Below are 12565 nucleotides of genomic sequence, written 5' to 3'. Positions count from 1 at the left end.
GCCATGGGTGAGCCCGTGCTGGCCTATGTCGGCGTCGGCGCCAACCTGGGCGATGCGCAGCAGGCAGTGCGCCAGGCCATTGACGCCCTGGCCGCCTTGCCGGGCTGCCGCCTTGCCGCATGCTCGTCGCTGTATGGCAGCGCGCCGGTCGATTCCAGCGGTCCCGACTACGTGAACGCGGTGGCCGCAGTGGCCACCACATTGGCGCCGCACGCACTGCTGCAGGCCCTGCAAGGCATCGAGCAGGCGGCGGGCCGGCAGCGGCCCTACCGCAATGCGCCGCGCACCCTGGACCTGGACATCCTGCTGTTCGGCGGCGAGCGCATCGCCGATGCCGTGCTCACCGTCCCCCATCCGCGCATGGGCGAGCGGGCCTTTGTGCTGCAACCCCTGGCCGAGATCGCGCCGGACTTGGTGACGCCCCAACAATTGCAGGCCGTGGCCGAGCAACGCGTCCGGCGCATCGCGTGAGCACGCTGGGCTTTGCCGACCTGCTGCGCCAGCGCGGCTTCATGCGCTTCTGGCTTGCCCGCATCGCCAGCGTCATGGGCAGCCAGATGCTGATGGTGGCCATTGGCTGGCAGATGTACGAGCTGACCGGCAGCGCCTGGGACCTGGGCCTGGTGGGACTGCTGCAGTTCGCGCCGGCCCTGGTACTGACTCTGCCCGGCGGCCACCTGGCCGACCGCCTTCCGCGCGCGCGCATCACGGCGGCCTGCATCGCCCTTTCCACCGGTGTGGTGGTGGTGCTGGGTGCCGCCACCTGGCGGGGCTGGGCCAACCGCGAACTGCTGCTGGCCATGTCCGTCCTGCTCGGTGCGGTGCGGGCCTTCCAGATGCCGGCGCAGCAGGCGCTGCTGCCCCTGCTCGTGCCCCGCCTCCTGCTGGCGCGCGCCACGGCCTTCGGTTCGGCTGGCCTGCAGGCCGCCGTCATCGCCGGCCCGGCCCTGGGCGGCCTGCTCTTCGTCGGCGGCACGGAGGCGGTCTACGCGGTCTGCGCCACGCTGTTTTGCGTGGCCTTCGCCCTGATGCTGGGCCTGCGCATCGCCCACGCACCGCCACCGCACGAGCCCGCGTCGATGCGGGTGCTGCTGGCCGGCGTGCGCTTCATCTGGCAGCGCAAGGCCTTGCTGGGCGCGGTCTCGCTCGATCTCTTTGCCGTGCTGCTGGGCGGCGCCGTCGCCTTGCTGCCGATCTTTGCGCGCGACATCCTGCATGTGGGCGCCTGGGGCCTGGGCCTGCTGCGCTCGGCACCGGCGGTGGGTGCGCTGGCCATGTCGGTGGCGCTCACGCGCTGGCCGATGGAGCGCCGCGTCGGCCACAAGCTGCTGGCCGCCGTCGCGGTGTTCGGCGTCGCCACCATCGTCTTCGGTCTGTCGCCCTGGTTCTGGCTGTCGCTGGTGGCGCTGGCCGTCTCGGGCGCCGCCGACATGGTCAGCGTGGTGGTGCGCCAGACCCTGGTGCAGCTGGAGACACCCGACGCGATGCGTGGCCGCGTCGCCGCGGTCAACTCCATCTTCATCGGCGGCAGCAACCAGCTGGGCGAGTTCGAGTCCGGCGCCACCGCCCAGTGGTGGGGCCCGCGCGTCGCCGTCGTGGTGGGCGGCATCGGCACCATCGTGGTCGCCGCGGCCTGGTTCAGGCTCTTTCCCTCGCTGGCCGGCCGCGACCGCATGCTGCCGCCTCCTGCACTGCCGGTTGAGGAAGAAAAAGTCCTCTAGGCCGCGAAAAAAGGCCTTGGGGTGCTATCGATTGTGTAGCGCCAGGTCCGTTCATTACCCCCCACGTCATTGCCCGCATGACGCCGTTTGCAGACCATGGAGCCATTCACAACGGAGGTTCACATGACTGACACGGGATTGATTGCCATTGCCTGCGGACTGATCATCGGCATGGGCGCCATCGGCGCCTGCCTGGGCATCGGCGTCATGGGGGGACGGTTCATTGATGGCGCTGTGCGCCAGCCCGAAATGATGGAACCACTGCAGACCAAGATGTTCCTGCTGGCCGGCCTGATCGACGCCAACTTCCTGATCGGCGTGGGCGTGGCGATGATGTTCGTCTTCGCCAATCCCTTTGGCTAGAACCAGTCGACCAGGCCGGATTGCAGCGCGTTCTGCGGGTTCGAGCCCGCATCGCGCACCCATTGCAGGGCCTCGTCGGCCGGCAGGCCCAGGGCCTTGAGCACGCAGGCCGCGGCGGTGCCGGTGCGGCCGATGCCGGCGGCGCAGTGCAGCAGCACGGCGTCACCGCGCCGCAAGGCGGCGGCGATCTGCGCCACGTCGCGCCGGAAACCCGCGCCGTCTTCGGGCACACCGTAGTTGCGCGTCGGCAGGTGCAGCCAGCGAAAGGGCACGCGGCCCTCGGACACGGCGGCGTTGTAGGCCGGCGAGAGCTCGGTCATCTCGCTGCGCGGCGTCAGGCACACAACCAGGGCCAGTTTGGCGCGGGCGGCCTGCGCTTCGAAAGCCGGCCAGGGCTCGAGCCGCCCCGGCATTGCGTCCAGCAGCAGGCGGCCGGGCACATTGGCGGGCAGGATGACGTCGCGAAAAGTCATGCTTGGCTCAGGGACGGATGGAGCCGCGCTGCTGCGTGACATCGAATTCGCTGACCGGCGCGGCGCGGTTGCCCCAGGCACTGCGGATGTGGGTCAGCACGGCAGCGACCTCGGCGTCGCTGAGCACCGTGGCATAGGGCGGCATGCCGAAGGGCCGCGGGTTGCCCTCGGTGGCCGGGGCGAAGCCGCCGGCCAGCAGCACCTGCACCAGGTTGGCGGTGGAGTCCATGGTGACGGCGCGGTTGCCCGCCAGCGGCGGGTAGGCATGGGCCACGCCCTGGCCTTGCTCGCCATGGCATTGCGCGCAGTGCTCGCCGTAGAGACGGGCGCCGCGCTGCGCCAGCACCGGCGCCACGGCGGGCGTGGCCTGGGGCGGCGGGGCGGGGGTTTGCGGCAAGGCTTTGAGGAAGACCGCCATCGCCGTCAGGTCGGACGCGCTCATGTGCTGGGTGCTGTTGAGAACCACCTCGGCCATCGGGCCCAGCACGGCGCCGCCGGGCGCCACGCCGGTGCGCAGCAACTGGGCGATGTGGGCCGTCTCCCAGCTGGCCACGCCGGCTTCGCTGGGCGAGGCCAGCGAGGGCGCGTACCAGTTCTGCATGGGAATCAGCCCACCGGACAGGTCCATGGTGTCGCTGTTGGCGCCCAGGGCGTTGCGCGCCGTGTGGCAGGCCGAGCAATGGCCCAGGCCGCGCACCAGGTAGGCGCCGCGGTTCCAGTCAGCGCTCTTGCCGGCCTCGTGCTCGTGCACGCCGGGCTTGAAGTACAGGGCGCGCCACACGCCCAGCGCGGCCTGGGTGCTGTAAGGCCAGCGCAACTGGTGTTCACGGTTGGCGCGCTCCACCGGCGCCAGGCTGCGCAGGTAGTCGAACAGCGCGTCCGAATCGGCACGCGTGACCTGGGTGTAGTTGGGATAGGGGAAGACCGGGTAGAGCAGGCGCCCATCCTTGGAGCGGCCATGGTGCAGGGCGCGCCAGAAATGGTCGGCCGACCAGCTGCCGATGCCGGTGCGGGCATCGGGCGTGAGATTGCCCGCATAGACGGTGCCAAACGGCGTCTCCAGGCCGCGGCCGCCGGCATACAGGGGGCCGCCTCGCTCGGTGTGGCAGGCCATGCAGTTGCCGGCGCGTGCCAGGTAGGCGCCGCGCGCCACGCTCTGGGCGGTGGGCGCGGGCGGCGGTGCGTCGTCGATGCGGCCCTCGCCGCGCAGGTTGAGCCAGGCGATCCAGGCGGCGCCCGCTGCCAGGGTGGCCAGCACGGTGAGCAGGGCGCGCTTCATGGCTGCCTCCCGGCGGGCAGCACGGCGCTGCCGCAGGCGATCTGCGGTGGCTGCGCGAGGCGGGCCGCCGGCTTGCTGTCGTCCGGCAGCGGCTGGGCCGCCAGCCAGGCCGAGACGGCGCTCAGATCCTCGGGCGCCAGCTGGCGCGCGATCACCGCCATGCAGTCGGGCGCGTGGGCGCGGCGCTGCCCGGTGGTCCAGGCGCCCAGCTGGGCGTTGAGATAGTCGCGTGGCAGGCCCAGCAGGCCGGGCGTGTTGGGCTGCACGCCGGTCAGCGCCTGGCCGTGGCATTGCACGCAGGCCGGGATCTTGCGCGCCGGGTCGCCGTGCTGGGCGATCTGCTGGCCGCGCTGCAGCTGCGCTGGCGACGCCTTGCTGGCCGCCGGCGGCGGATAGGGCAGGTCCAGGCCGGCGAAGTACTGCGCCATTTCCTGCAGATAGGCATCGGACAGCGGGTCCAGCAGGGCCGTCATCAGGCCGTAGTGGCGCCGGCCGTCGCGAAAGTTCAAAAGCTGGTTGTACAGGTAGCCGGCCGGCTTGCCGGCCAGGCGCGGGTAGAAGCCGTCGGGGCCGGCCCGGCCCTCGCGGCCGTGGCAGGCCGTGCAGGCGAGGGCGCGTTGGGCCATGCTGTCTTCGAAGGGGGCGAAACCGGGTGTCGCGGCAGCCGCGCCCAGGGTGGCGGCGGCGAGAAAAAACGGGATGAGAAACTTCACGCCCGCCATCATGCACTGCCCACGGCGTCCATTTGCGCAGGCGTCCTACAGCTGCGTGCAAGGGAGGGCGGGCCCGGCGCTTTATCATCAGCGCCTTCTATTGAACGATTCCCATGTCCAGTTACCAGGTCCGCCCCGCTGCCATCGCCGACGCAGCCCAAGTCGCCGAAATCCACGCCTCCTCGTCCCAGGCCATCTACAGCGCCGTGCTGCCCGAGCAGCCGGTCGCCATGCCGATGGACAAGCGCAAAACCCTCTGGCGTGAGGCCATCGAGTTCGGCGACCCCCAGGTCCACGTGGTGGTCCAGGGCGCGCAGATCGTCGGTTTTGTCGGCTTCGACCGTTCACGCGATCCCAAGTCCAAGCCCACCACGGGCGAGATCTGGGCGCTGTACGTGCTGCAGGCGCACTGGGACCAGGGCGCCGGCCTGGCCCTGTGGGACGCCGCCCGCGAAGAGCTGATCGAAGAGGGCTGCACCGAAGTGACCATGTGGGTCCCGCTGCGCAACGAGCGCGCCCTGCGGTTCGCCGAGCTGGCCGGCTTCAAGCGCGAGCTCACCACCGCCAAGACCTCGGCCATCGGCGGCGTCAAGATCGAGGAAATCCGTCTCAAGCGCAAGCTCGACTGACGCGCATGGCCTCCAGCTTCTTCGCCCTGCTCGACGACATCGCCACGCTGCTGGACGATGTCTCGGTGATGACCAAGGTGGCGGCCAAGAAGACCGCTGGCGTGCTGGGTGACGACCTGGCGCTCAATGCCCAGCAGGTTTCGGGTGTGCGCGCCGAGCGCGAGCTGCCGGTGGTCTGGGCGGTGGCCAAGGGCTCCTTCGTCAACAAGGCCATCCTGGTGCCGGCGGCGCTGGCCATCAGCGCCATCGCGCCCTGGGCAGTGACGCCGCTGCTGATGGTGGGCGGCGCCTTCCTCTGCTACGAAGGGGTCGAGAAGCTGGCCCACAGGTTTCTGCACAGCAAGGCCGAAGACGACACCCACGACGCGGCCCTGGCCCAGGCGCTGGACAACCCGGTGGTTGATGTGGTGGCACTGGAAAAAGACAAGGTCAAGGGTGCCGTGCGCACCGACTTCATCCTGTCGGCCGAGATCATCGTGATCACCCTGGGCACGGTTGCCGACAAGCCCCTGACCGAGCAGGTCGCGGTGCTGGTGGGCATTGCCATCCTGATGACCGTGGGCGTGTACGGCCTGGTCGGCGCCATCGTCAAGCTTGACGACCTGGGCCTGTACCTGGCCCGCCGTGGCTCGGCGGCCGCGCGCGCCACCGGCGTCTTCATCGTGCGCGCCGCGCCCTGGCTGATGCGCGGCCTGTCGGTGGCCGGCACGGCCGCCATGTTCCTGGTCGGCGGCTCCATCCTGGGCCACGGCTTCGCGCCGCTGCACCATGCGGTCGAGCACTTCACCAGCGCACTGCCCGGTGTCCTGGGCGTGCCGGCCTCGCTGGTGGCCGACGCGCTGATCGGCCTGGTCGCCGGCGCGCTGGTGCTGGGCGCCGTGCTGCTGGTGCAGCGCGCCTTCGGCCGTCGGGCCACAGCGTGAGCGACGCGCAGCCTCTGCTGCACTGGCAGGAGCAGGGCCTGGAGCGCAGCGTGCGCTGGCGCTCCGAGGCTGGCCTGGCGCCGCCCAGGCGCGTGCAACTGGCCGACGACACCCTCAATGCCGACACTGCCTACAAGCTGGCCTGCGAAGGCACGGCCCTGCTCTGGCGCGGCGACTTCCACAACGCGCGCCAGCTGCTGCAGGCGCTGGCCCGCCGCGCTGAGCGCAAACCGCGCAAAGCCGCGCCGGTCCAGGCCCCCGCGCCCGACCAGGCTTTCCACCTGCACCGCCAGGCCCAGGGCCAGCGCGCCCGTGTGCTGGCGATGGTGCTGGTCGAACTGGAGGGCGACTACGGCATCGCCTTGCGGCGCGCGCCCGACCTGCGCCAGGCCTGCAGCGAAGGCTGGGGGCCGGCCGATGGCCAGCCCTGCGTGGCCTCGCTGCGCGAACTGCTGGGCCTGGTGGGCGCCCATGAATGGCGCAAGAAAGGCGTGGAGATCGCTGCGCTGGGCACAGCGCCGGCCAATCGCATCCACGCGCACTATGGCGTGTTCTCGCCGGTGCGCGGCGAGTACCTGGACCTGATCGCCAAAGCGCCGCTGCCCTCGACCGAACTGGCCTTCGACATCGGCACCGGCACCGGCGTCATCGCCGCCGTGCTGGCGCGGCGCGGCGTGCGCCGCACGGTCGCCACCGACCAGGACCCGCGTGCCCTGGCCTGCGCGCGCGAGAACCTGCAGCGCCTGGGCCTCCAGGACAAGGTCGAGGTGCTGCAGGCCGACCTGTTCCCGACCGGCCAGGCGCCGCTGGTGGTCTGCAATCCGCCCTGGTTGCCGGCGCGCCCGAGCTCGCCCATCGAACACGCGGTCTACGACGAGGACAGCCGCATGCTGCGCGGCTTCCTGCAAGGCCTGGCCGCCCACCTGGCGCCCGGCGGCGAAGGCTGGCTCATCCTGTCCGACCTGGCCGAGCACCTGGGCCTGCGCGCGCCCGGCGAGCTGGCGGCTCTGATCGCTGGCGCGGGGCTGAAAGTGCTGGGCCGCAGCGACATCCGGCCGCGCCATCCCAAGGCCTCTGATCCCGGCGATCCGCTGGCCGCTGCCCGCACGCGCGAACGCACCTCGCTGTGGCGACTGGCCGCCGCATGAAGGGACCGTAGGCCCGCGCCTACGGCAGGAAGGGACGGCGGCGGATACAGCTGAGCGGTGGCGCCCGCGACCATGGTTGGACTTTCACAGCCCTGCCATCCGGAGGTCCCATGCCCACCCCGTCCGAGCCCAACGCCTCTTTCGCCCCAGCCCTGGCCGCCTCGGCCGTCGATGCCGCCTCGCGCTGGCTGGACCAGGACAACGACGAAGCCATGCTGGGCTGCGAATGCGCCCATCCCGCGCTGCAGATCGAACGCTGGGGCCAGGAGGGCCAGAGCGCACACGCGCTCAATGCCTGAGCCCCGTGCATTTCGTGACAGGGCTGGTCCTACAGGCTGGTCCGTCATCTCCCCACTCCAGCTCGCCAGTCGCCACCCTAAGGTTGAAACCAGCCGGCAACGCTGCCGGTGGTTCTTCCAACCTGAAGCCCTAGTGGCTTGCACACCAAGGAGTGAAACATGAACGCAACCAAGAAAACCCTCACCACGCTGACCGCCGCCGCGGCCATGGCCATCGGTGGCCTGGCGATCGCCCAGACCGCCGCCACCGACACCGCCCCGGCAGGCGTAGCCGTGGGCAGCAGCACCACGGTGGACAGCAGCGCTTCCACCATGGGCGCGGCACCGGCCGTCGACACGACCACCACGCCGTCCAGCGACACCACCCTGAGCGCGCAGGTGGACCGCAACTAAATCCGCAGCGCAGGACCATGGCATGAGCGACACACCACAGACCAGCGGGCGCGAAGAGCGTTCCGATTTCCTCAACGCACTCCTCAAGGGCGTGCTGCTGGGGGCCGTGGTGCTCGCCATCGTCCTGCCGTGGCGGCTGGGCTACTTCTCGAAGCAGCCCGCTCCCCCATCCCCCGCCGTCGCCACCGCGCCGGCCCCTTCGCAGGCACTGCCACCGACAGTGCCGCCCCCTCCCAAAATCCTGGCCGACTTCGGCCGGGAACCGGCTTCGGATGACGCGCGCCAGGTGGCCAACTGGGCCCTGTACAGCGGCGACAACGCCGGCAAGTCCGTTGTCATCGTCGACAAGCGCCAGGCCAAGGTCTACCTGTTCAGCCCGCAGGGCGAACTCAAGGGCGCGACGCCCGCGCTACTGGGCTTGGCCCATGGCGACCATACCGTGCCGGGCATCGGCGATCTGCCCCTGTCCCAGGTCACGCCCGACATGCGCACCACACCGGCCGGCCGCTTTGTCGCCGAGGCCGGCGTGAACACGCACAACGAGGACATCGTCTGGGTCGATTACAACGCTGCGGTGTCCATGCACCGCGTGCGCCCCCTGGTCAAGGCCGAGCGGCGGCTGGAGCGCCTGGCCTCGGCCACGGCCGATGACAACCGCATCTCCTACGGCTGCATCAACCTGCCGGTGGCGTTCTATGAAAAGGTTCTCAGCCCCACCGTGCGCGGTGGTGGCGGCGCCATCATCTACGTGCTGCCGGAAACCCAGACTGCGGCCGCCCTGTTCGGCTCTTACAACCCACCGGTCACACAGCAGGTCGCCCAGCGCTAAAACCCCACGGCGCGCTTGTTACCGTTACAAATCGTCTGCTGCGGTAACTCCCTGCGCTAGCATGTCCCCAAGCTGAGCCGGGCTCTCCAGCCCGGCTTTTTTCGTGCCTTGCCGGCACGGGCCAATGGGGACTCGGATGGGCTGGACAAGCAGGGCCGCCGCCTTTGCGTGCGCGGCAGGGACAGCGGCGGCGCTCGCGCAGGCGCCGCTGCCGCAAGGGGTTCGCAGTGTCGAGCGCTGGGCTGCACAGGACGCCCATGGCATGCCATTTGCCATCGTCGACAAGCAGCACGCGCGCATCCACGTCTTTGAAGCGGGCGGCCGCCTGCTGGCCAGCAGCGCCGTGCTGCTGGGCGCCGACCGCGGTGACCACTCGGTTCCCGGTGTTGGCCAACGCGCCCAGACCGGCGAGGTGGCGCGCGGCGAGCGCACCACGCCCGCGGGCCGCTTTCTCACGCAGCCGGGGCGCAACCTGCAGGGCGAGCACGTGGTCTGGGTGGATTACGCCTCGGCCTTTGCCATCCACCGCCTGCGCCCTGGCCCGGCCTTGCGCCAGCGCCAGGCGCAGCTGGTTTCCGCCACACCAGACGACAACCGTGCTTCGCTGGGCTGCGTGGTGGTGCCGGTGGCGTTCTACGCCTCCGTGGTGCAGCCCGTGCTCGGGCAACGGCGCGCGGTCGTCTATGTGCTGCCCGAAAGCGGGCAGATCGGCGAGGCTGCGTTCGCGCTGTGAGTGCGCCTGCCCAGGCAGGCGCTGTCCCACATGCGCTGGGGGATGGCACTGACGAGGCCGTTTTGCAGAGCCTCTAGTCTGGAGACAGCTGGCGATTTTGCTGGCGACAACCCTCCCATCCAATATTCAGGAGTCATCGCATGAACGCATCGCACATCAAGGGCCTGCTGGCCGGTCTCGCTGCCGTCGCCGTTGTCGGTACCGCCGTCGCCCAGAGCACGCCGCCCAACAGCAACGTCACCAATCCCGCCGTCGGCGCAGGCCAGCAAAGTTCGCAGGGCACGCCCATGGGAACGACCGGCGTGCAAAGCTCGACCGGCTCCACCGCGGGTTCCACTGCCGCCGCCCCGGCCGGCTCGAGCACAACCTCCAGCTCCACCATGGGCGCGAGCTCGGATACGACCACCACCCCGCGCGCGCAGCGTGCCGACCGCAACTGAGTTGCGACGGGCAATCAAAAAAACCGGGCATTGCCCGGTTTTTTTGTCAGTGCAACGCAGCGGTCAGACCGACTGCCAGTGGTTTTCGGCCACCAGGCAGCCGCTGATGCGCCAGGAACTGTCGGGTTGCTGCTCCAGCGCGAACAGGGCCAGCCAGGACTTGGCGTTGCCGTCGGTGATCTCGACCAGCTGCAGCACGCTGCCTTCATCCGCGTCGGGCTTGTGGAAGCTGACCGAGGCCGGGCGGTAGACCATGGGGTAGGCGCCGCGCACCATGGCCAGGAAGCGGCCCGAACTGCCGATGGCTGCGCGCACCTCGGGCGTCGCGGTCTGGAAGGCGGTTTCGGCATCGTCGTCGGCAAAGGCAGCGATCTGCGCCACGATCACACCGCGCACCTTCTCGGCGTCCGCGTCGTTCATCGGGCCCGCCCCCGCCTGCAGGTGCACCGTGGCGCACAAGGCCGCGGCAAACAAGGTGAAGAAGCGTGTGAAGCGTGTTGGCATCTTGCTCTCCCTGCAGGGTGGTGGATGGAGTGTATGAATCCAGAGTAGGCAAGGGTGGTCCCCAATGCTGTAGGCGCACTGCGCGGCGCACCGTCGGACGCGGTTCAGTCAAACAGCGCCGCGAAGCCGCCTGCCGGCTCGAAGCGGCGGTTGCGGTAGTACAGCCGTGTCGGGCCGGGCAGGGCGCGGCCGGCAACGGAATGCCGGGTGTCGCCGGGATAGCACAGCACGCGCACCTCGTCCTGCACGAAGGCCTCGGGCTGGATCACCGGTGGCGCGCGGCGCCGGGCCTCGTCCATCAGATCCTGCACGCTGGCATGGCGCGCCAGGTGGACCAGGCTCATGATCTGCGGCGGCGCCAGCTCCATGTGCCCGTCCCAGTATTGCTGCAACGCCTGGCGCGCCGACAGCCACGTGCCTTCCGTTGCCTCGTGGTTGTCATGCACCGCCTGCTGGCCGGCCGGCATGGCGGCGACGAAGAAGCGCGTGTCGAAGCGCTTGCGGATCACACCGCCCACCAGGGGCGTGATCCAGCGCGACCATGGGACCAGGGCGCTGGCCTGCAGCTGCAGGTCCAGCAGGGCCAGCACCTCGCCGAAACTGCGGCCCTCGCGCAGCAGGGCCGAAGCACGTGCCGCCTCGGCCGCCTGCGCGCCGTGGGCGAACAGCACGCCGGTTTCCTCGAAGGCCTCGCGCAGCGCCGCCACATACAGGCCGGCGGCAGCCGGCGCTTCCAGTTGCGGCTCTCCCAGTGCGGCATGCAGCGCGTCGGGATGGCAGTCCGTGCGCCCGGCCAACGCGTCCTGCGCGTCCTCGCGGTCCACCTTGCCGCCGGGGAACACATGGGCGCCTCCCAGAACGTCGGACAGGCCATGGCGCTTGACCATGAACACTTGCGGGCCAGGCCTGCCGTCGCGCAGCATCAGCAGCGTGGCGGCAGGCCTGGCCTCGCCCTCGATCGCGTCGTTGTGCGGTACCATGCCTGGAGGCTAGCAGACGCGGGCCGGGCGAGAATGGCGACATGAGCACACCTGATTTTTCCGATGCCATCGCCTGGGCCCAGCAGCACGAGGTCGACTGGCCGCGCGACCCCGCTGCCGATCCGCCGCGCTGGGGCGTGCACCATGTGGACCCGCCGCCCTACAACCGCCTGCGCGGCCTGGTCCATGCGCGCGGCCCGGTGTCGGGCGTGGTCTGGCAGCACGGCAAGGAGCTGGCGGCCTGGGGCGAGCCCGAGCGCGCCGACCTGACCTTCAGCGTGGCCAAGACCTACCTGGCCGTGCTGGCCGGCGTGGCCCAGGCACGCGGCCTGCTGCCGGACGCCGACGAGCCGGTGGTGCGCCGCCTGCCGGGCATCGGCTTCGACGACGCGCACAACCGCCAGGTGACATGGGCCCATCTGCTGGAGCAGACCAGCGAATGGCAAGGCATCTGCCTGGGCATGCCCGACCAGGTCGAGCATTACCGCCGCGTGTCCCACGACCCCAAGCCGCCGCAGGGGCGCAAGGGCGATGCGCGCCCCCTGCAGGCGCCGGGCAGCTACTGGGAATACAACGACGTGCGAATCAACCAGCTGTCGTTGGCGCTGCTGCACCTGTTCGGCCGGCCGCTGCCGCAGGTGCTGCGTGAGGCCGTGATGCAGCCCATCGGCGCCAGCGACAACTGGCAGTGGGTCGGCTACGACGACGCCTGGGTCGAGGTCGGCGGACAGCGCGTGCAGTCAGTGCCGGGCGGCTCGCACTGGGGCGCCGGCCTGTCCATCGGCGCAAGGGACCAGGCCCGCTTGGGCCAACTGTTGCTCGATGGCGGCCGCCATGCGGGGTCGCAGCTGCTGCCACAGGACTGGATCGAGCGCATGCAGCAGCCCTGCGCCATCGCGCCCTTCTACGGCCGCCTGGCCTGGTTGAACCGTGGTGGCAGCATGTTTGCCGATGCCTCGCACACGAGCTGGTTCATGGTCGGCGCCGGCGGCCACTATGTCTGGATCGATCCGCAGCACCAGGCCGTGGTGGTCGTGCGTTGGCTGGGTGGGGCTGGGGCTGCCGGTTTTGTCAGCCGCATGGCCGCAGTTTTGAAGTCAATCGGCAGCTAGAACCCGCCCATTGGCCCTGGAATGCT

The 12565-nt window shown here is 70.3% G+C and carries 17 protein-coding genes; 12 read left to right on the top strand and 5 right to left on the bottom strand.

The window, feature by feature from the left end; all coding sequences use genetic code 11:
• The first annotated feature begins 3 nt into the window (after positions 1-3).
• The 3 genes from folK to atpE all read left to right on the top strand — a co-directional run bounded on the left by folK (position 4) and on the right by atpE (position 2084).
• A complete protein-coding gene (gene folK, locus Q0632_RS02735) occupies positions 4-471 on the top strand; it encodes a 2-amino-4-hydroxy-6-hydroxymethyldihydropteridine diphosphokinase (RefSeq protein WP_298924086.1) in 468 nt (155 codons plus the stop codon).
• Positions 468-1721: an MFS transporter gene (locus Q0632_RS02730; protein ID WP_298924084.1), complete on the top strand. Its 1254-nt coding sequence runs from the start codon at positions 468-470 to the stop codon at positions 1719-1721. The genes folK and Q0632_RS02730 overlap by 4 nt, the downstream gene beginning before the upstream one ends.
• Before the next feature lie 123 nt (positions 1722-1844).
• Entirely contained in the window at positions 1845-2084 is a 240-nt protein-coding gene (gene atpE / locus Q0632_RS02725) for a F0F1 ATP synthase subunit C (protein WP_298924082.1), read from the top strand.
• Here the strand turns inward: atpE and Q0632_RS02720 are convergent.
• Genes Q0632_RS02720 through Q0632_RS02710 form a run of 3 tightly spaced genes read right to left on the bottom strand, consistent with a single transcriptional unit; the run spans position 2081 to position 4462 of the window.
• Positions 2081-2557 carry a tyrosine-protein phosphatase gene (locus tag Q0632_RS02720; protein ID WP_298924080.1) on the bottom strand — a complete coding sequence of 159 codons (477 nt, stop codon included), beginning with the start codon at positions 2555-2557 and terminating at the stop codon, positions 2081-2083. The two genes, atpE and Q0632_RS02720, sit on opposite strands and share 4 nt — an antisense overlap.
• A 7-nt stretch (positions 2558-2564) precedes the next feature.
• Positions 2565-3836 (bottom strand): cytochrome c, encoded by a 1272-nt coding sequence (locus Q0632_RS02715; RefSeq protein ID WP_298924078.1) that lies wholly within the window; start codon positions 3834-3836, stop codon positions 2565-2567.
• Positions 3833-4462 (bottom strand): c-type cytochrome, encoded by a 630-nt coding sequence (locus Q0632_RS02710; protein ID WP_298924424.1) that lies wholly within the window; start codon positions 4460-4462, stop codon positions 3833-3835. Before Q0632_RS02710 ends, Q0632_RS02715 begins: the two co-directional genes overlap by 4 nt.
• Before the next feature lie 200 nt (positions 4463-4662).
• Here Q0632_RS02710 and Q0632_RS02705 point away from each other — a divergent pair, with 200 nt between their 5' ends.
• The 8 genes from Q0632_RS02705 to Q0632_RS02670 all read left to right on the top strand — a co-directional run bounded on the left by Q0632_RS02705 (position 4663) and on the right by Q0632_RS02670 (position 9943).
• On the top strand, positions 4663-5178 hold the full coding sequence (locus Q0632_RS02705) for a GNAT family N-acetyltransferase (protein ID WP_298924076.1): 516 nt from the start codon (positions 4663-4665) through the stop codon (positions 5176-5178).
• 5 nt (positions 5179-5183) lie between these two features.
• Complete coding sequence (locus tag Q0632_RS02700; RefSeq protein WP_298924074.1) at positions 5184-6101, top strand: DUF808 domain-containing protein; 918 nt, start codon at positions 5184-5186, stop codon at positions 6099-6101.
• Entirely contained in the window at positions 6098-7249 is a 1152-nt protein-coding gene (locus Q0632_RS02695) for a class I SAM-dependent methyltransferase (RefSeq protein ID WP_298924072.1), read from the top strand. The genes Q0632_RS02700 and Q0632_RS02695 overlap by 4 nt, the downstream gene beginning before the upstream one ends.
• 110 nt (positions 7250-7359) lie before the next feature.
• Positions 7360-7548 carry a hypothetical protein gene (locus Q0632_RS02690; protein ID WP_298924070.1) on the top strand — a complete coding sequence of 63 codons (189 nt, stop codon included), beginning with the start codon at positions 7360-7362 and terminating at the stop codon, positions 7546-7548.
• Positions 7549-7707: 159 nt separating this feature from the next.
• Entirely contained in the window at positions 7708-7941 is a 234-nt protein-coding gene (locus Q0632_RS02685) for a hypothetical protein (protein ID WP_298924068.1), read from the top strand.
• 22 nt (positions 7942-7963) lie between these two features.
• Positions 7964-8770, top strand: a complete 807-nt coding sequence (locus Q0632_RS02680) for a hypothetical protein (protein WP_298924066.1) — start codon at positions 7964-7966, stop codon at positions 8768-8770.
• A 262-nt stretch (positions 8771-9032) separates the two neighbouring features.
• Positions 9033-9503 (top strand): L,D-transpeptidase, encoded by a 471-nt coding sequence (locus tag Q0632_RS02675; protein WP_298924064.1) that lies wholly within the window; start codon positions 9033-9035, stop codon positions 9501-9503.
• A gap of 140 nt (positions 9504-9643) precedes the next feature.
• The gene (locus Q0632_RS02670) at positions 9644-9943 is read left to right on the top strand and encodes a proteophosphoglycan ppg4 (RefSeq protein WP_298924062.1); all 300 of its coding nucleotides are present in this window, start codon (positions 9644-9646) and stop codon (positions 9941-9943) included.
• 63 nt (positions 9944-10006) lie between these two features.
• Here the strand turns inward: Q0632_RS02670 and Q0632_RS02665 are convergent, their stop codons facing one another.
• Positions 10007-10447, bottom strand: a complete 441-nt coding sequence (locus tag Q0632_RS02665; RefSeq protein ID WP_298924059.1) for a DUF4864 domain-containing protein — start codon at positions 10445-10447, stop codon at positions 10007-10009.
• Positions 10448-10551: 104 nt separating this feature from the next.
• Positions 10552-11427, bottom strand: coding sequence for an NUDIX hydrolase (locus Q0632_RS02660; RefSeq protein WP_298924057.1), 876 nt, complete (start codon positions 11425-11427; stop codon positions 10552-10554).
• 41 nt (positions 11428-11468) lie between these two features.
• Here Q0632_RS02660 and Q0632_RS02655 point away from each other — a divergent pair, with 41 nt between their 5' ends.
• Positions 11469-12539, top strand: a complete 1071-nt coding sequence (locus Q0632_RS02655; RefSeq protein ID WP_298924056.1) for a serine hydrolase — start codon at positions 11469-11471, stop codon at positions 12537-12539.
• Positions 12540-12565: the final 26 nt, after the last annotated feature.

The sequence above is a fragment of the uncultured Ramlibacter sp. genome, from assembly GCF_936925435.1.
Lineage (GTDB): Bacteria > Pseudomonadota > Gammaproteobacteria > Burkholderiales > Burkholderiaceae_C > Ramlibacter.
This window is presented reverse-complemented; position numbering and strand designations above follow the sequence as displayed.